This window comes from Psychrobacter sp. NC44, from assembly GCF_904846655.1.
GTDB lineage: Bacteria > Pseudomonadota > Gammaproteobacteria > Pseudomonadales > Moraxellaceae > Psychrobacter.
In genome coordinates, this window is sequence record NZ_CAJHBN010000002.1 from 298,703 (window position 1) to 316,727 (window position 18,025).

General features: G+C 44.5%; 15 protein-coding genes. 9 read left to right on the plus strand and 6 right to left on the minus strand.

Annotated elements, in window-relative coordinates; genetic code table 11:
- Positions 1-77: 77 nt before the first annotated feature.
- From nuoC to ndhC, 3 genes are all read right to left on the minus strand, one after another.
- On the minus strand, positions 78-1,853 hold the full coding sequence (nuoC, locus tag JMX95_RS02505) for an NADH-quinone oxidoreductase subunit C/D (protein WP_201553478.1): 1,776 nt from the start codon (positions 1,851-1,853) through the stop codon (positions 78-80).
- A gap of 245 nt (positions 1,854-2,098) precedes the next feature.
- Positions 2,099-2,767, minus strand: coding sequence for a NuoB/complex I 20 kDa subunit family protein (locus JMX95_RS02510; protein ID WP_025653094.1), 669 nt, complete (start codon positions 2,765-2,767; stop codon positions 2,099-2,101).
- A 120-nt stretch (positions 2,768-2,887) separates the two neighbouring features.
- Positions 2,888-3,511 carry an NADH-quinone oxidoreductase subunit A gene (ndhC, locus tag JMX95_RS02515; protein ID WP_055124534.1) on the minus strand — a complete coding sequence of 208 codons (624 nt, stop codon included), beginning with the start codon at positions 3,509-3,511 and terminating at the stop codon, positions 2,888-2,890.
- 901 nt (positions 3,512-4,412) lie between these two features.
- Here ndhC and JMX95_RS02520 point away from each other — a divergent pair.
- The 6 genes from JMX95_RS02520 (at position 4,413) to JMX95_RS02545 (ending at position 11,666) form a co-directional block, all read left to right on the plus strand.
- On the plus strand, positions 4,413-6,446 hold the full coding sequence (locus tag JMX95_RS02520) for a UvrD-helicase domain-containing protein (RefSeq protein WP_201559966.1): 2,034 nt from the start codon (positions 4,413-4,415) through the stop codon (positions 6,444-6,446).
- A 93-nt stretch (positions 6,447-6,539) separates the two neighbouring features.
- The gene (mgtE, locus tag JMX95_RS02525; protein ID WP_191692301.1) at positions 6,540-7,943 is read left to right on the plus strand and encodes a magnesium transporter; all 1,404 of its coding nucleotides are present in this window, start codon (positions 6,540-6,542) and stop codon (positions 7,941-7,943) included.
- A gap of 146 nt (positions 7,944-8,089) precedes the next feature.
- Positions 8,090-8,554, plus strand: coding sequence for a dUTP diphosphatase (gene dut / locus JMX95_RS02530; RefSeq protein WP_068406547.1), 465 nt, complete (start codon positions 8,090-8,092; stop codon positions 8,552-8,554).
- Between the two features lie 90 nt (positions 8,555-8,644).
- A complete protein-coding gene (locus JMX95_RS02535; protein ID WP_201559967.1) occupies positions 8,645-10,423 on the plus strand; it encodes a phosphomannomutase/phosphoglucomutase in 1,779 nt (592 codons plus the stop codon).
- 82 nt (positions 10,424-10,505) lie between these two features.
- On the plus strand, positions 10,506-11,420 hold the full coding sequence (argB, locus tag JMX95_RS02540) for an acetylglutamate kinase (protein ID WP_055124537.1): 915 nt from the start codon (positions 10,506-10,508) through the stop codon (positions 11,418-11,420).
- 12 nt (positions 11,421-11,432) lie between these two features.
- Complete coding sequence (locus JMX95_RS02545) at positions 11,433-11,666, plus strand: hypothetical protein (protein ID WP_087815830.1); 234 nt, start codon at positions 11,433-11,435, stop codon at positions 11,664-11,666.
- Positions 11,667-11,697: 31 nt separating this feature from the next.
- On the opposite strand, the gene JMX95_RS02550 is transcribed toward JMX95_RS02545, so the two are convergent.
- Positions 11,698-12,069, minus strand: coding sequence for a Spx/MgsR family RNA polymerase-binding regulatory protein (locus JMX95_RS02550; protein ID WP_201553474.1), 372 nt, complete (start codon positions 12,067-12,069; stop codon positions 11,698-11,700).
- Between the two features lie 38 nt (positions 12,070-12,107).
- A complete protein-coding gene (locus JMX95_RS02555; protein ID WP_201553463.1) occupies positions 12,108-12,719 on the minus strand; it encodes a hypothetical protein in 612 nt (203 codons plus the stop codon).
- Between the two features lie 143 nt (positions 12,720-12,862).
- On the opposite strand from JMX95_RS02555, the gene leuS reads away from it, so the two are divergent.
- The 3 genes from leuS (at position 12,863) to holA (ending at position 17,475) form a co-directional block, all read left to right on the plus strand.
- Complete coding sequence (gene leuS / locus JMX95_RS02560) at positions 12,863-15,550, plus strand: leucine--tRNA ligase (protein ID WP_201559968.1); 2,688 nt, start codon at positions 12,863-12,865, stop codon at positions 15,548-15,550.
- Positions 15,551-15,623: 73 nt separating this feature from the next.
- Complete coding sequence (locus JMX95_RS02565) at positions 15,624-16,343, plus strand: hypothetical protein (RefSeq protein ID WP_227675937.1); 720 nt, start codon at positions 15,624-15,626, stop codon at positions 16,341-16,343.
- Positions 16,344-16,401: 58 nt separating this feature from the next.
- Positions 16,402-17,475: a DNA polymerase III subunit delta gene (holA, locus tag JMX95_RS02570; protein ID WP_201559969.1), complete on the plus strand. Its 1,074-nt coding sequence runs from the start codon at positions 16,402-16,404 to the stop codon at positions 17,473-17,475.
- Here holA and JMX95_RS02575 read toward each other — a convergent pair.
- The gene (locus tag JMX95_RS02575; protein ID WP_201559970.1) at positions 17,449-17,934 is read right to left on the minus strand and encodes an Imm63 family immunity protein; all 486 of its coding nucleotides are present in this window, start codon (positions 17,932-17,934) and stop codon (positions 17,449-17,451) included. The genes holA and JMX95_RS02575 overlap by 27 nt on opposite strands.
- Positions 17,935-18,025 lie beyond the last annotated feature (91 nt).

Below are 18,025 nucleotides of genomic sequence, written 5' to 3' on the forward strand. Positions count from 1 at the left end.
ATATTGATAAACGTATTTCTTTAATAACGATAATTTTCTGATCAAAGCATTAGACTAAAGTATTAGCGATCACGGTACTAACGATCACAGTCGGCCATTACGATATCAATCGATGCCAAATACATGATGGCATCAGAAACGAGCGAACCATTAATCACCGATGGCATCTGCTGTAAATGTGCAAACGTCGGCGTACGGATACGGGTACGATAGCTCATCGTCGCCTTATCTGAGGTGATGTAATAGCTGTTCAAACCTTTGGTCGCTTCTACAATTGTCGTACACTCGCCCGCTGGCATCACAGGACCCCAAGATACTGAGATAAAGTGATTAATCAAGGTTTCAATATCGTTTAAGGTACGGTCTTTTGGCGGTGGTACAGCGAGTGGATGATCGGCTTTATAAGGGCCTTGTGGCATATTGTCCATACACTGGCGAATGATACGTAACGACTGACGCATCTCTTCGACCTTGACCATACAGCGATCATAAGCGTCACCGTTGTAACCCACTGGCACTTCAAAATCGTAATTCTCATAGCCCATGTATGGACGCGCTTTACGCAGATCAAAATCAACGCCTGTCGCTCGCAGACCAGCGCCCGTCACGCCCCAAGCAAGTGCTTGCTTAGCATTATACTGCGCAACACCTTGGGTACGACCTTTGAGCACGCTATTTTGCAATGCCGCTTTGACATATTCGTCCAAGCGTTTTGGCATCCAATCCAAGAATTCGCGAACCAGACGCTGCCAGCCACGTGGCAGATCAGCAGCCGTACCGCCGATACGGAACCAAGCAGGATGCATACGATAGCCAGTCACGGCTTCGATGACGTCATAGGCTTTTTGGCGATCGGTAAACATATAGAATACCGGGGTCATGCCGCCCGCATCCTGAATAAACGTACCAACAAACAGTAAGTTATTGGTAATACGAAAAAACTCGCTCATCATCACGCGAATGGTTTCAGCGCGCGGTGGAATCGTAATTCCAGCAAGCTTTTCAACCGACATGATGTACGGCAGCTCATTCATCACGCCACCGAGGTAATCGATACGGTCGGTATAAGGAATAAATGAATGCCAAGTTTGACGCTCAGCCATCTTCTCTGCGCCGCGATGGTGATAGCCGATATCAGGGATACAATCGACGACTTCTTCACCATCAAGCTGTAGTACTAAACGGAATGCACCGTGAGCAGAAGGATGGTTAGGACCGATGTTCAAGAACATAAAGTCTTCATCACGACCTGAACGCTTCATGCCCCACTCTTCTGGGACAAAACGCAAGTTTTCTTGCTCGTATTGCTGCTTGGCAGTGTTCAAGAAGTACGGGGTAAATTCCGTTGCACGCGCATGATACTCTTTACGCAGTGGATGACCTTCCCAGTATTTTGGTAATAGAATACGGGTCAAATGCGGATGACCGGTAAAGACAATACCGAACATGTCCCACACTTCACGCTCGTACCAGTTGGCATTTGGCCAAATCTGCGTAGCGCTCGGTACATTGACATCGTCTTCACTCAGCGCGACTTTAATACGCACATCACTATTACGCTCAAGCGACATTAGGTGATAAAACACTGTAAAGTCACTGTCAGGCAACCCTTGGCGATGCTGACGCAGACGCTCATCTATCGCTGACAAGTCAAATAGCATGACGTATGGCTGGGGTAATTTACGCAGGTATAGAAGAATATCCAGCAAATCAGCACGTGCCACCCAAACCGTTGGAATCTCATCCACAGTGTGCTGCACGACAAACTTACCGGCATACTTCTGCTCCAGCTCGGTGATAACCGCTGGAACAGGCTTAATGTTAGGATCTATGTTTTCGACTACCGTGACCATGAATGATGTATTCCTTCATTAATCATCATTGAGCTATGTTGAGCCTAACCGAGCTACATTAATCATAACTGAACCATGTTAATCATAACTGAACTACGCTAAACATAAGCGAACTACGATGAATATATGCGTACTGAGCACTTTTACGGATTGTGTATGATTGAGCCAAACTAAAACATGATATAGCCAAATAATTTATGCCTAAATGCTGTTTATCACATGCAGTTTGGCTACAGGCTCGCTGATTAAATACTGTCTGGGCTACGCAAGTTTTTCACAGCGATACGATCTGCTTGCTTACGGTCACGCTCAGGCGTCATTTGTGGCTGATAAATACCCTGATCATTGACATGAATACCTAGCGGGCGACGCTCTTTAGTAATCGACTCTTGCAGCAACATCAAGCCTTGGATCAACGCTTCTGGACGCGGCGGACAACCGGGCACATAGACATCAACAGGGATAATTTTATCCACGCCTTGCACGACCGAATAGATATCATACATACCGCCAGAGTTGGCACAGGCGCCCATCGAGATAACCCATTTTGGCTCAAGCATTTGCTCATACAGGCGCTGAATAACCGGTGCCATTTTGACAAAACAAGTACCAGCAACGATCATCACATCCGCCTGACGGGGCGACGCGCGAATGACTTCGGCACCAAAACGTGACAAATCATGAACGGCGGTTAGGGTGGTGGCATATTCGACATAACAGCAAGAGGTACCAAAGTTAAATGGCCAAAGTGAGTGCTTGCGCCCCCAGTTTGCTGTTGAATGGACGAGGTCTTCGAGACGACCCATAAAGACGTTTTTATTCACTTCGTCTTCGATTGGATCATTGACCGTTTGACTGGTCTGTGCAGGATAGACATCTGCATCAGGGTTGGCTTTTGTTAATGTGTATTTCATAACATACAACCTTTATATTAGGCGAAGCGCAGCAATCATCTTGCTTTCACTATCGCCTTAACTTCTATTATTAATAAGCGACCATTTTGCAGTAACGTGCCACAAGACCGTCAAAAGCAATTAGCGTTTGACTTTGTCTTGTTGCGCAGATGTAGCAAAATCCATGGAAGTCACATTACCAGTAGTATTAATATGATCGATATTTTGCAAGTGACGACGGTTGGTCTCGATATTGTTCGAGACATTAATCTGCCCTGAAGACTGGGCTGGTATCTTGCCAGTTGGATCGACCATCAGCTCATCGACGCCATCAAACTGCGTAATATCTGCCAAATTAAAACCTGCTGGAGCTGCATATAGACGTGGTTGCTTGCGGCGCTTGTCCGATGGTGCCCAATTCATCGCACCCAGACTGAGCTCGTATACCAAGCCTATAATCAAGATGGTAATGAATATCGCGGCAGCGGCAAAGCCCAGCCAGCCTGCTTCACGTACTGAAACAGCATAAGCGTACAAATATAGTGCTTCTAAATCAAAGATAACGAAGAAGATTGCCACCAAATAGAATTTGGCAGACAAACGAATACGGGCGTTGCCAGCTCCGACAACACCCGCTTCAAATACTTCTTCTTTTTGTGAGCCCTGAGAGCGACCGCCAAGCAAACGCGGCACAACCAGCATAAAGACCACTAGCCCAATGGCGGCTAAGATAAAAGCAATGGCTGACCAATTAAAAGCAGACATGATAATACGTGCTCCTCACCCAATCGAGTGTCAAGCGCAGCGCGCATACTCACAAACTATAGAGTGGTAATAGCGACTGGCATAACGCAGACGAAAACACAAAGTAACTGCCATTGGGTCTTAATAACTCAATGGCTCATATAGATACTGTGCTGGTAATAACCAATTATCAAGCTTATTGACGACGATGTCAGACATGACCAACTATAGATACTCCGATGTATAACGGAGAAAGGCTGGTCGCCTAACGCATCTTCTAACAACGTAAGATCAACGTATTAAATCAATATCATATTCGATAGTTTATTTAATTGATTTAATAGCTCATTACACGTGGTCAACAATGACGAGACAACTGGCATAAATTATTTACGTACTATACGCATATCAGTGCCTAAAAGCTAGTTTTTAACTGTATTGAACGGTCACTTTATAGGTGAAAGAAACATGTTTTTTTTGCCATGAATTATGATATAGACGTTACCTTATATTAAGCCCAAATCCACATTTTTGAATGGACGCTAGTATATATAGTATAAGTCACGAAAAATTAACGCTTTTTTACTGGGTGCCGATCCTTGAACTCCTCCCCAATGTGACAGTTTTTGCTTTATAATAACCCGCCTAATTGCATGGTAGTATCAGCGGCTGTTTTAACGATGGCTCTCTTGATTAATTGTCACAAAATATTAATGGTCATGAGCGTGATTAGCGGATAGGTTGATTAACCTTATCGACGCTATGTTTTGATATTGAGATGATGCAACCAACTATAATGCTATGTTGCCATTTTGCGCTATCGATCTGCCTCATACGTGCTGTTTTTATCTCACTGAGCAACGCTTGATATCAACACTCGCCTTTTTTGCTTTCTTTTTGCTTTTGTCTTACAGGTCACCTTATGAGTCAACTTAATCCCAAACAACAAGAAGCGATGCTCTACGTATCCGGTCCATTGCTTGTGCTAGCAGGTGCCGGCTCCGGTAAGACATCGGTGATTACCCGCAAGATTGCCTATCTAATCGAAGAATGCAACATGCCAGCCGAGCGTATCACCGCGGTGACCTTTACCAATAAAGCGGCGCGCGAGATGAAAGCCCGTGTCAGTAAATTGCTGCCGAGTGAAAAAACTCGCGGGCTGACGGTGTCTACCTTTCACCAATTTGGGCTACAGTTTTTGCGCTATGAGCTGATTCATACACCACTCAAGGGTAACTTCTCCATCATGGACAGTGACGACAGTAAGCGTTTGCTGATGGAGCTGATGATGCGTGATAATTTAAGCGGCGCTGAAAGTCGTGAATTGGTCGGCAAAGCCATTAAAATGATTTCTGACTGGAAAAACGATCTGATTGAACCGGATAAGGCGATGGAAACCTTAGACGATCCAGAAGACATGATTTTTGCGACCCTCTATGCCTTATATGAGCGCAATTTGCGTGCTTATAACGCCGTTGATTTCGATGATTTGATTGTCCTGCCGACCAAGATATTACGTGAAAACAGAGAGCTGCGCGATAAATGGCAAAACCGTATTCGTTACTTACTCGTCGATGAATATCAAGATACCAACACCGCCCAGTATGAGATGATTAAATACTTAGTCGGACCGCAAGGGCGTTTTACCGTCGTTGGCGATGACGATCAATCTATCTATGCGTGGCGCGGTGCAAAACCGGAAAACATGGCGCTACTCAAAGAAGATTTCCCAAAACTCAAAATCGTCATGCTTGAGCAAAACTATCGCTCGACCACGCGTATTTTGACCTCTGCCAACGCTGTTATTACCAATAACGAGCATTTATTTGAAAAGAAACTCTGGTCAGATAAAGGTCAAGGCGAAAAAATTCGCATTATTAACTGTCGTAATGACGACGATGAATCTGAGCGCGTGGCAAAAGAAATCGTCACCCATAAACTGCGTTTTGGTAATGAATGGGAACAATACGCCGTTCTTTATCGCAGTAACTTTCAGGCGCGCATGCTTGAAGCGCAATTGCGTCAGCTGCAAGTGCCGTATAAATTATCGGGCGGTCAGTCGTTTTTTGCCCGTAGCGAAATCAAAGATATCATGGGTTATCTGCGTTTGATTTTAAACCCCGAAGACGACAGCGCGTTTTTACGTATTATCAATACGCCCAAGCGCGGCATGGGCCCTGCTACTCTTGAAAAGCTTGGTCTATTTTCGCAAGAGCATAGCATTTCGCTACTCGCCTCTTGTACCCACGCTGGACTTGCTCATGTGTTGCCGTCAAAAGCCTATGGTACCTTAAAAGAGTTTGGCGATTTCATCGAGCATTATACGCGTGAGCTCGATCAGCACCCCGACCCCGTGCCTATCGTCCGTCAAATGATTGACGAAACCGGCTATATCGACTTTGTCCGTAGCGACGCCAAAACACCGCAACAAGAAAAAAATCGTATCGATAATATCGACATGCTTTATACCAGTATTCAGTCATTGATTAATCGCGCTGAAGAAGACGAAGACCGTACGATTGATACCATCATTCGCAAATTGGTCTTGCTTGATATGCTCGAGCAGCAGCAAGAAGAAGAAAATACCAATAAAGTGAACCTGATGACCTTACATGCGGCAAAAGGCTTGGAATTTGATTTTGTCTATATCATGGGACTTGAGGAAGAAATGCTACCACACCGCAACTCTATCCTTAGTGAAACCATTGAGGAAGAAAGGCGTTTAATGTACGTGGGTATTACCCGCGCTCGCCGTGAGCTGACGTTGACGCTTGCGACCCAGCGCCGTGCAGGCGGGCAAATGCGCGTGACCTCTGAATCGCGTTTTTTGGATGAATTGCCAGAAGATCATATCGACTGGCCAGCGAAGGCAAAAAAGAAAAAAGCCAGCAAAGACCCTGAAAAAGTCGCTGATGAATACTTGGCCAATATTCGTGCTTTACTAGGTAATCGTTAAGTTTAGAACTTAAGCGATACCCTGTTTACCGCTCTTTACATGAGCGGTAAACTCAATTTTTATACGAATATCTTTTAAAAATTTGGAACCTTTATGCCGACCTCGACGACGAATCCTGAACGACCATTGACCCGACAGGCTGACTATAATCCGGCAGAAGCAAGCGGCGAATATAAGTTATTATATTTGCAAGAATTGGTAGCAGAAAAAGCGTATGCGGCGATTACTGAGTTTTTAGAAAAGCAATCAGAATATGAGATTGCCAGCCTATTAGAGTCTTTCCCGAGCCAAAATCGCTTACTGATTTGGGCGCAAGTACCAGAAAATATCAAAGGTGAAGTACTGGCAGAGCTGGAGTTTGATACCCGCCAGCCGCTGTTGGAGAATGTTTCTTCAAAAGAGATATCCCTGTTTACCCAAGACCTTGATGCGCAGGACATTTCTGAGATTTTAGATACCGTTACCGAAAGTGTGCGCACCTCGGTGATGGCAACCTTGGATGAAGACATCCGAGTGCAGGTCAATAAACTCGATACTTATGAAGACTGGGAAGTCGGCAGTTATATGGATCCTGACCTCATTCAAGTCAGGGACGACATCACCCTTGCAGAAGTGCAAAGCTGGCTGCGAGAGAATGCTGATTTGCTCGATGATGAAAGCCAAGAGCTATTAGTCGTCGACCAAAGCCAGCAGCTGCTTGGCCTGTTAAGTCTGGCGGATCTGATTAAACACCAGCAAAGCACCTTAGTCGCCGACTTGATTCATAGTGCCATCACTGTCAATGATCGCTTAGATATTCAAGATGCGGCGTCGATTTTCCGTTCAGAAGATATCCGCTTTGCCCCAGTGATTAACAGCCACGGCGAGCTGGTCGGACAGTTAAACGGCGAAGATATCATGGAGATTATCCAAGATGATGTCGATAGCACCATGAAAAACCTTGCCGGTGTCAGCCAAGATGAAGAGCTGTTTGCGCCTATTTTAACCAGTGCCAAAAGCCGTAGTATTTGGCTTGGTATTAATTTATGTACCGCGCTATTGGCGGCCGCTGTGATTGGACAGTTCGAAGCGGTGCTAGCGAAGGTTGTGGCACTGGCGATATTGATGCCGGTGGTCGCCAGTATGGGCGGCATTGCAGGCTCGCAAACGCTGACGGTGGTCATTCGCGGGATGGCAATGGGTCAAATCGGTGGGTCAAATCGCCTATGGTTATTAAATAAAGAGCTGTGGGTTGGCGCGATAAACGGTATCATATGGGCGATAATCATGGCGATTATTGCGCAATTGTGGTTTCATGATGTTAAAATCAGCGCCGTCATTGGGCTTGCTATCGCGATTAATATGACCGCCGCCAACGTTTCAGGCATTAGTATTCCGCTCATGCTCAAACGTATGAATATCGACCCTGCGCTATCCGCCTCGGTTATCTTAACCACCGTGACCGATATTGTCGGCTTTATGTCTTTTTTAGGCTTGGCGAGCGTGTTGATTCTTTAGTCAACCGCCTATGAAAATCTGAAAGCTAAAAGTTAACAATCAGCAGCTATTTCTATTAATAGTTGTTGTTAAGCATTTAAAACCTAACAGTTAAAAATGTGATTCATTCTGTTTAAAAAACCATTACATCGTTAAGTGAGTGCGTTATGCAAGCTGTACAAGTTAAAGTTTTAAACCCTAAAATTATTGAAGATAAAGCGTTCTCGCTACCGACGCGTGCTACCGATGGCAGCGCAGGTATCGACTTACGCGCTTGCATTGACGAACCTTTGACCATTAAAGCGGGAGCCACGCATTTGATTGGCACTGGCCTTGCGGTGTATATCCAAGACCCCAATTTTGCGGGCATGATTTTACCGCGCTCAGGTCTCGGTCATAAGCATGGTATCGTCTTGGGTAATTTGGTCGGCTTGATTGATGCTGATTATCAAGGTGAGCTGATGGTTAGTATTTGGAATCGCAGCAATGAAGATTTTGTGCTAAATCCTGCCGAACGTATGGCGCAATATGTGGTTGTACCAGTCGCCCGTCCGGAGTTTGAAGTGGTGGCAGAGTTTAGTGATACCAGTGCGCGCGGTGCGGGCGGTTTTGGCCATTCTGGTCGTCAGTAATTAGTTATCATTACTGATTTGCCATTTTAATTGTACTTTAGTCATCACAAAATCACCATCACGTGAATCACGCCATAAGGAGAGTAAGCGATGCCGTCTTTTGCTGCGCAGCAATGCTTATTTCGTGCTTATGATATTCGTGGTTCACGCCAGCATTTTACCACTGACTTTATTCAAGCATTGGGCAAGGCATTTGCTCAGCTTTATAGTGCCGCAGATTGCAACTCAACCGCAGCTCCTGTCAAGGTCTGCCTACCAAAACCAAGTATCGACCGCAAAAGAACCGTCATTGTGCTTGGTTATGATGTGCGTCTCGGTAGTAATATTATCGCTCAGAGATTGGCTAATATACTGACTGAATATGGCTTACAAGTTATCCAGCTGGGGTTAATTACTACCCCCATGATGGTTTTTTGGGCAGAGCAATATTCTGGTCATGGCATCATCGTTACCGCCAGTCATTCTGCTAAAGACATTTTAGGTATTAAATGGTTGGTCAACCATCAATCTCCGAGCCATGCAGAGATTCAGTTGCTTTGGCAAAAAACACGGTCTACCTATGCTTGCCACCTCAATCACGCTCAAGCACAGGTTGATGCTCAAAATACGCTGAAAAATACAACTGCTAAATCTATTTGTAATCAACCTTTCAATTTATCTGATGCACAAGTCGCGACGACTTATATTGAGGCTATCGCTCAAGTCTTTAAGCAAATCCATCTCTGTAATACACAACACTCCAAAGATAACCAACAACCATCTGACACCCTTGATGTGGTGGTAGTCATAGACTGCATGCATGGGGCGACCAGTAATATCGCCCAGCGCTTATTTGAGCATTTTTGCCAGCAGGTCATCATGATTAATGACACCGCAGATGGCAGTTTTCCCTCTGGCAATCCTGATCCCACTGAACCACACCGTCTTAAACAGTTACAGCGAAGTGTGCGTCAACATCAAGCAGATATAGGTATCGCTTTTGATGGCGATGGCGACCGCTTAATGATCGTCGATAATAGCGGTAAAGTTGTCACGCCCGATCACTTGCTATATTTATTAGCGCAAGTAGCGCTGACCGAACACCCTGAAACGCTCTGTTCTAAAAGCCCAAGCCATTCACAACTGCCTTTTCAAATCCTTTTTGATATTAAATGCTCCCATCATCTACCGAAGCTCTTATCTGAGCTTGGCGCAACACCTGTGCTCAGTAAAACGGGCAGCAGCTTTATGCGCCGACAGATGCAGCAGTCTGCTGGTCAAATCGTCTTTGCGGGTGAATTGTCAGGGCATTTCATATTTAACGATAGCCGTTTTATTATTTATGATGACGCCATGTACGCGGCCTTGCGATTGCTGCATTGGCTAGCGACTTACGATGCTCACGGTAAAAAATCTCTGACTGATATTACAGAGCAATTGCCTGCTATGGTCAGTACAGCGGATCATTATTTGCCGATGCCTAAAACCCTTAAAAAAGACGATGCTATCGTCGAGCAGCTGACCAAATTTTGTCAGTATTTACGCCAACTTGTGGAAGCGACTGTAGCAGAAGATTCTGATGATCATTGGATAGCTACTAGCCAGCCATCGCTTTGCCGTTGTTCGATGAGTCGACAATATATGACGTCCAAGCAAGCCAAATGCTTATTGCCAGTGGGGACAAAGCTGAGCTGTATTGATGGCGTGCGTTTGGATTTCGCCCATGGTTTTGGGGTGCTCCGCCAATCAAACACCAGTCACAATCTTACCACACGCTTTGCTGGTGATAGCATAGAAGACTTACGCGACATCCAAGCAAAATTTGCCGCTTTATGTCGCCCATTTGATAAAAAACTAGCGGAACAAATTGTCGCTATTCCTGCCGAATAGTTTTGATCAAAACAGTTACCGTCAAAGTAGTTGCTGTCACATAAAAATATGATTTTTTAATACCATAACTTAGGAGTTTATAATGACGCTTAATTTAGATGATGCCAAAAACACTGCTGAAGTATTGACCACAGCGCTGCCTTATATCCAGCGCTTTGTCGATAAGCTTATCGTGGTCAAATACGGCGGCAATGCGATGACGGATCCTGCGCTTGAAAGCTCATTTGCCCGCGACATCGTCTTGTTAAAAACCGTTGGCATTCATCCCGTGGTCGTGCATGGCGGTGGTCCACAAGTGGATAATTTGTTAAAAGAGTTGGGGCGTCAGTCAGACCGTATCGATGGGATGCGCGTCACCGATAAAAGCACCATGGATATTGTCGAGATGGTTTTGGGTGGTAGTGTCAACAAATCTATTGTTAGCTTAATCAACAAGCACGGTGGCCGCGCTATCGGTTTGACGGGTAAAGATGCCAATTTAATCCTAGCCAAAAAACTGATGATGGAAAAAATTGGCGCAGATGGGATTGCTGTGCCCGTAGATTTAGGGTTTGTCGGTGATGTGGTCAGTGTCAATAAAGACGTGATTAACATGCTCATTGCCTCTGACTTTATTCCCGTCATCGCGCCACTTGGGGTCGATAGCGAAGGCAATACGTACAATATCAATGCCGACTTGGTTGCAGGTAAAGTAGCCGAATTCTTACAAGCTGAAAAGCTCATGCTTCTAACCAATATCAAAGGTGTGCTGGGTCGTGACGGCGAAGTCGTGACTGGACTCACACCAAAGAAAGTCGACAGCCTCATTGAAGACGGCACTATCTCAGGCGGCATGATTCCCAAAATCCAATGTGCACTTGATGCGGTACGTAGCGGTGTAAAAAGCGCGGTGATCGTCGATGGTCGCGTGCCTCATGCCACACTGTTAGAGATTTTTACCAATGAAGGGGTTGGTACATTAATCAGTCGTGATTTAGGTTCATCATTGGCCGAGTAGCAGGAGTAAATCATGGCATTATGGCTTTGGTGTCTGCTTTTTATCTTAGAAAGCCTATATTGCTGGTGGATTATTGGCTATGGTGGCGCAAAATGGATAGAAGGGTGGAAGTCATTTTTCCTCATTAATTGGTTTGCACTAGATTGGAATGCTGAACAAATTCGCTTTTACGTCTTGCTTATATGGCTCGCAAGTGTGATTTGGTTTATTTTAGGTGTTATAAAGCCCGAGCTAAGAGGTTCTTAGCTCGGGCTTTATTGATGGTAGCCGTATTCTTTTACGAAAAAACTTTATCAAACTCAGCTTCATCATAACCGCATAGTAGTATAATCCTATTTTTATCAGTCAGCTCACCTTCAACTATCGGACGCTTAATCATACTGGTATTTTCTACGAGCAAATCAATGGCGTTATCTAGACTAGCATCAGCCGCTTGCTTTTGAGCATCTTCTAGCTTACGCCATGTCGTACCGCGTTTATTAAGCACTTTATCGATGCCTAATTTAGCTACCCAACGCTGAACGCTATCTTTATCGATACCTTGTTTTTTATAATCATGAAATTCATAGCTGACACCGAGCTCGTCTAGTTTGGTAAAGGCTTTTTTCATGGTGCTGCACGATTTGATACCGTAAATAGTGATGGTCATAGAGACTCCTCAACGTCAAATATAAATTAAATGCTTATTTACTGAAAAAAATAAACGAGCGATAACAGTATAAAAATAATTAATAATAGCCATTTGGTTTTTTTAGTAATCAGCTTTATTCTTTCCATTTCAATCGACTGATAATGTATGGCAGGCTTTCCTTCAAAAGCGAGTTTAACAATATGATAAATCTCCATCTCATTGAGTAGCGTATCTTTGTACCTCATAGTTTTTAACGGATACTGTATGACCTTACCTTGTTTTGGTTGAATAACCAATGCCCAAGTCTCTGTTCTACCATAAACCTGATAACTTATATCTATACACTCAACATCACGCCACAACACAGATTTTTGTTTTGACTTGCGTAGAACTTGCAAAATGGTTAGTCCATTCGTACTGATCTGTAAGGCAGGTTTACCGCTAAGTAAAGCCAGTAATGACACTATTACTCCTAAAACGATAAGTATTATAAGTAACAACAAGATTATGACGGCAACCCAACCGCCCTCCTCTTGCATTATAGGTACGCAGTAATAATACAGCGGAAAAATCAACAACCCCAAAGCCAAAATTAATAATATGTGTTTGTTTGATAAATACAAATCAATAGGATATGTTAATACTTGCCCTTTTTTTAGTTTTTGCATGCCTAGCCTTACTGTAAGTCCATAAGTGTTTATATAGTATTTAATACTGCTCTATTATTGCGCTGCCCCATCGCATTTTTTGCCGATTTGCGCTATTCTAGCGTATCTAATTTCTTATCAAAATATTCAATCTCGAGCCAACTATGAGCAATACTGTGACATCTGACCAAGCTGAAAATAATCATTATAACCCACAAGCGATAGAAGCGGCGCAGCAAGCCAAATGGGCAACTGATAAACGCTTTGAAGTGAGCAATGAGCCAAGCGATAAGCCAAGTCGCTATATGCTGTCGATGTTCCCTTACCCAAGCGGTAAGCTGCATATGGGTCACGTGCGTAACTATACCATCTCTGATGTACTGAGCCGTTACTATCGCCTCAAGGGCTATGAGGTCATGCAGCCTATGGGCTGGGATGGTTTTGGCTTGCCAGCAGAAAACGCGGCGATTGCCAATCAGACGCCACCTGCCAAATGGACGTTTGCCAATATTGACAGCATGCGCGCGCAGCTTAAACTGCTTGGTTTATCAATCGACTGGTCACGTGAATTTGCCACTTGTAGCCCTGAGTATTATCAGTGGGAACAATGGTTGTTTTTACAGCTATACAAAAAAGGCTTAGTCTACAAAAAACTGTCGACAGTCAACTGGGATCCTGTTGACAATACCGTCTTAGCCAACGAGCAAGTCATCGATGGTAAAGGCTGGCGTAGTGGCGCTGCGGTCGAAAAGCGCGACATTCCGATGTATTACTTCAATATCACCGATTATGCAGACGAATTGCTCGATGATTTGGATCAGCTAGAAGGTCACTGGCCATCAGAAGTATTGACCATGCAGCGCAACTGGATTGGTCGTAGCGCAGGCATGGAAGTACACTTCCCTTATGAGCTTGCTGGCGAGACCAATACCTTAGATGTGTTCACTACTCGCCCTGATACTTTAATGGGTGTGACTTATGTGGCGGTCGCCGCCGAACATCCGCTAGCGCAGTATGCGGCTGAGCATGATGAAGCGATTGCGCAATTCTGTGCGCTTTGCAAGAAAGGCTCAGTTGCAGAAGCAGACCTAGCTAAAGCTGAAAAAATCGGCATGGCTACTGGTCTTACGGTCACGCACCCACTCACTGGCGAAGAAGTGCCAGTATGGGTTGCCAACTATGTGCTTATGAGCTACGGCTCAGGCGCGGTGATGGCTGTCCCTGCTCATGATGAGCGTGATTATGAGTTTGCTATTAAATACAGCTTACCCATTAAACAAGTCATCGATATCCCTGTCGGCTATTTCGATGCGTTAGAAGCAGATGCAAAGGCGAACGATACTGAGATTAATCGTGCTTATACCGAACGCAATACTTTGGTCAATTCAGATGAATTTGATGGGTTAGACTTTGAGCAAGCATTTGAAGCGATGCTGACCAAACTAGAACCACAAGAGCTTGCTAAGAAAAAAATCCAATACCGTCTCCGTGATTGGGGTGTTTCTCGCCAGCGTTATTGGGGCTGTCCTATCCCAATGATCAATTGCGAGCATTGCGGCACCGTACCTGTCGAAGAGCAAGATTTGCCCGTTGTCTTGCCAACGGATGTCGTTCCTGATGGTCGCGGAAATCCGTTAAAAAATATTCCAGAGTTTGTCAATACGACGTGTCCTAAATGCGGTAATCCTGCCGAGCGCGAAACCGATACCTTTGACACCTTTGTGGAGTCAAGCTGGTACTATGCACGCTTTGCAAGCCCAAATGATGCGCAAAGCATGGTCAACAAATCTGCCGCCAATAAGTGGCTGCCTGTCGATCAATACATCGGCGGTGTTGAGCACGCGGTGATGCATCTACTTTATGCACGCTTCTTCCATAAACTGATGCGTGATGAAGACTTGGTGTCAGGAAATGAGCCGTTTGCTAATTTGATGACGCAAGGCATGGTATTGGCAGGGACATTCTATCGCCTAAATGCGGATGGCAGTACCACCTACTATTTTGCAGAAGACATTGATATCGACTATGACGAACGTGGTCAACCGATTAAAGCCATCTTAAAATCTGATGGGCAGCCGGTGACCATTGGCAAAATCGAGAAAATGTCTAAGTCAAAAAATAACGGTGTCGATCCGCAAATTACCATCGATAAATATGGCGCTGATACCGTTCGCCTCTATACGCTTTTCACCGCACCTGCGGATCAAACGCTAGAATGGTCAGATGATGCGCTCAAAGGCCCTTATAACTTCGTCAAAAAAGTATGGCGTATTGCTACTGAACACATGCAAGCGCTTACTGCCGCGAACCTAAGTATCGAGACGCTGAACAATGAAGCTTTGAGCACTGATGGCTTAAGCAAAGAAGCCAAAAACTTACGCCGTAAAACCCATGAAACCATTGCTAAAATTGATAGTGATTTGGGTGATCGTTTGGCATTGAACACACCTGTATCAAGTTTGATGGAGCTTACCAACGAGCTGACTGGTTTTAAGGCCAATAGCAAGCAAGACCTACAGGTACAGCATGAGGCATTGACGGATCTGCTGATTATGCTATCCGTATATGCGCCGCACATTGGTGAACATTTACTTGAGCAATTGGGTTTAGATACCATTACCTTGAATTATCCAGAAGTTGATAAAAATGCTCTGGTACAAGATATGATCACGATGGTGGTACAGGTCAATGGTAAAATGCGCGGTAAAATGGACGTAGCCCCAAATAGCGATCCAGAACAGCTAAAAGCACAAGCACGCTCAATGGAAAGTGTGGCAAAATTCTTGACTGGCGACATCAAAAAAGAAATCGTCGTCCCTAATAAGCTGGTAAACATCGTGGTGGTAGGCTAGATTTTTTAGGCTCAGTACTTTTTATTAGTTTAATGATTAGTCTGAGCCTTTTCATAATATTAGGATAGCGATTATGTCGTATAAATATCGAGCAGGTCAGTCACCCAAAGCCAGCTTAAGCAAAAAAGACGCTTTTGCCAAAAAATCAAACGGACAAAAACTGGCGGCGGCTTTTCTAACTGCCCTGCCAATGTTTACGCTACTAAGTGCAACGGCAGCTATTAGTGGCTGCGGCTTTCAACTGCGTGGCTATGATGCGCCGATGCTGCTTGATGTCGCCAAAACAGCCGTGATTCTCGAAGACAATCGCACCTCATTTCCGCTTAAGCTGCCATTGACAAGACGCCTAAAAACTTTAGGTGTTGAGGTCATTGACAACATGACAGCAGCTGATGTTGCGAACAATAACAAACAAGCAAATGCTGAACCTATTGCCGCTATCACCATCAATAACGTCCGTTTTAAGCGTTATGAGCTGGTCGGTGTACTGACAGAGATCCGCTTGGTACTTTCAGCAGATGTCAGCTATCAGACCATGGAAAATGGCAAACCAATTACGCTAAGCAACCCTATCCAAGTCGAGCGTAGCTATCAATATAATGAAGCATCGGTAAGCACTGATGATCAGCAAGGCGATCAAATTCGTGACTGGCTCTATGACAGTTTGGCACGCCGAATTACTGATCAATATGTCGCCATCTCCCTACCAAAGGTCAGCTCTTCTGGAGTCAGACAATCTGTGCAAAGCGGTAATGGCTCAACATCGATCGCGGTGGTGGTGCCAAACCCATAGTTTATAATGCGCAACACATTCCACGTTTATTTTCATCAATCTGTGTACTTATTACCCTATGCAAGATACCTTTATACAAGCCTACCCAAAGCTACTACAGCCTTCCGTTGCAGTCGCGGGCTTGTGGCTGGCGCATGGTGATGAGCCACTACTCAGTCAATGGCTCATCGATGCCCTGCGACCACATTGGCGCGCGCAGAATTACGCGATTAAGCGTATTGAGCTGATATCAGTCAAGAGCTGGCAAGAAGTATTGTCAGAGCTTGGTAGCCAGTCTTTATTTGATGATGCCAGTGCACTCATCGTGACGGGTAACCATAAGCCTGACAAGGCGGTCATCACTGAGCTTGAGCACTTTGCCGTTGAAGCTCAAACAGGGACGCACAGTCATAGTTTATTATGGCTCACGCCCAAGCAAGACAAACGAGCGCAAAGCAGCAAGTGGTTTACGCCATTTGCTCAATATGGTCATGTCATTGATTGCAATTTATATAATGAGCAGCAACGACAGCAGCTACTGCAAATACAAGCTCAGCAGTTTGGTTTACGGCTATCGCAAGAGGCGTGGCAGCTGCTTATGTCGCATACTGAGCACCATCTGCTAAGCGCTTATCAGACCTTATGGCGGCTCTCCTATTTATTTGCGCCGCAGCTAGTCGCTAAGAATATTGAGGCTAATCATCAGGCTGATCACTCTACACAACTTCCAAACAATGTTGCCTTAGACATTAAGGATCTACAAGCCGCGTTGGTCAGTGATGCACAATTTAGCGTCTTTGATTTATCGGATGCCATGCTTGCCGGTAACAGCACGCAAGTCGCCAAAATCATGTTTCAGCTGAAAGCCACCGACGAGCCAACCACCTTGGTATTATGGGCGATTAGTAAAGACATGCGGCAAATTATGCAATTGATGGATGGGCAAGATCCGCAAGCGCTTGGTATTTGGCGTAGCAAACAAGGGTTGTACCAGCAAGCTTGCCGTCGCCAGTCAAAAACTCAAACGGCTGAATGGCCTGCCCTGCTTTATAAATGTGACCAAGCCATCAAAGGACTCGTGCGTCAGCCAGCGTGGGAGTTATTATTGCAGGCAGCGCTTGAGTTATCAGGTAAGCGGCTGTTTGCCGTTTGATTGGTTGAAAAAATTCAATAACTTATTTAACCAAGTTTTCTTATCGTAAGTTCTGTTATTAACTGAATAAGGAAATTTTTTTAAAGTTTCTGTTATATCTGCTTCTTTTTTTCTACCCCATTCATGATTTAGCTGCGTCATAAGTTCAATTTGCTTATTAAAGCGTATAACTCTTTGATCTTCACTCATGACACTATTCTCTTGCTCATACTCGCCTGCTACCCTAGACGTTACCATCTCAAAAAACTCATAAATGAAATCGTCTACATCTAAAAAAGATTCTCTAGATAACTCACTACCGCGCTCACATATTACATAGTGGTAATAGCCACCGCTTATCTCCAAGTGTGGCTCACCAAATCCAGAAGGCATATCTCTTAAAATAACATCATCAATATTTAGCCCTATCTTTTTACTATAATCGTTAATTATTTTTTGAATTTGCTGATGGTTTAACATTACATTCTTCCTTTGTTTATTATTTCCATAATATAGTCTGCCTTATCTCTACTGCTGAACTTCTTAACCTTTCTTAAACTAATTACCATTC

Coding starts and splice junctions, on each gene's coding strand:
- nuoC (WP_201553478.1), bottom strand. CDS start 1,853: ATGGTCACGGTAGTCGAAAACATAGATCCTAACATTAAGCCTGTTCCA.
- JMX95_RS02510 (WP_025653094.1), bottom strand. CDS start 2,767: ATGAAATACACATTAACAAAAGCCAACCCTGATGCAGATGTCTATCCT.
- ndhC (WP_055124534.1), bottom strand. CDS start 3,511: ATGTCTGCTTTTAATTGGTCAGCCATTGCTTTTATCTTAGCCGCCATT.
- JMX95_RS02520 (WP_201559966.1), top strand. CDS start 4,413: ATGAGTCAACTTAATCCCAAACAACAAGAAGCGATGCTCTACGTATCC.
- mgtE (WP_191692301.1), top strand. CDS start 6,540: ATGCCGACCTCGACGACGAATCCTGAACGACCATTGACCCGACAGGCT.
- dut (WP_068406547.1), top strand. CDS start 8,090: ATGCAAGCTGTACAAGTTAAAGTTTTAAACCCTAAAATTATTGAAGAT.
- JMX95_RS02535 (WP_201559967.1), top strand. CDS start 8,645: ATGCCGTCTTTTGCTGCGCAGCAATGCTTATTTCGTGCTTATGATATT.
- argB (WP_055124537.1), top strand. CDS start 10,506: ATGACGCTTAATTTAGATGATGCCAAAAACACTGCTGAAGTATTGACC.
- JMX95_RS02545 (WP_087815830.1), top strand. CDS start 11,433: ATGGCATTATGGCTTTGGTGTCTGCTTTTTATCTTAGAAAGCCTATAT.
- JMX95_RS02550 (WP_201553474.1), bottom strand. CDS start 12,069: ATGACCATCACTATTTACGGTATCAAATCGTGCAGCACCATGAAAAAA.
- JMX95_RS02555 (WP_201553463.1), bottom strand. CDS start 12,719: ATGCAAAAACTAAAAAAAGGGCAAGTATTAACATATCCTATTGATTTG.
- leuS (WP_201559968.1), top strand. CDS start 12,863: ATGAGCAATACTGTGACATCTGACCAAGCTGAAAATAATCATTATAAC.
- JMX95_RS02565 (WP_227675937.1), top strand. CDS start 15,624: ATGTCGTATAAATATCGAGCAGGTCAGTCACCCAAAGCCAGCTTAAGC.
- holA (WP_201559969.1), top strand. CDS start 16,402: ATGCAAGATACCTTTATACAAGCCTACCCAAAGCTACTACAGCCTTCC.
- JMX95_RS02575 (WP_201559970.1), bottom strand. CDS start 17,934: ATGTTAAACCATCAGCAAATTCAAAAAATAATTAACGATTATAGTAAA.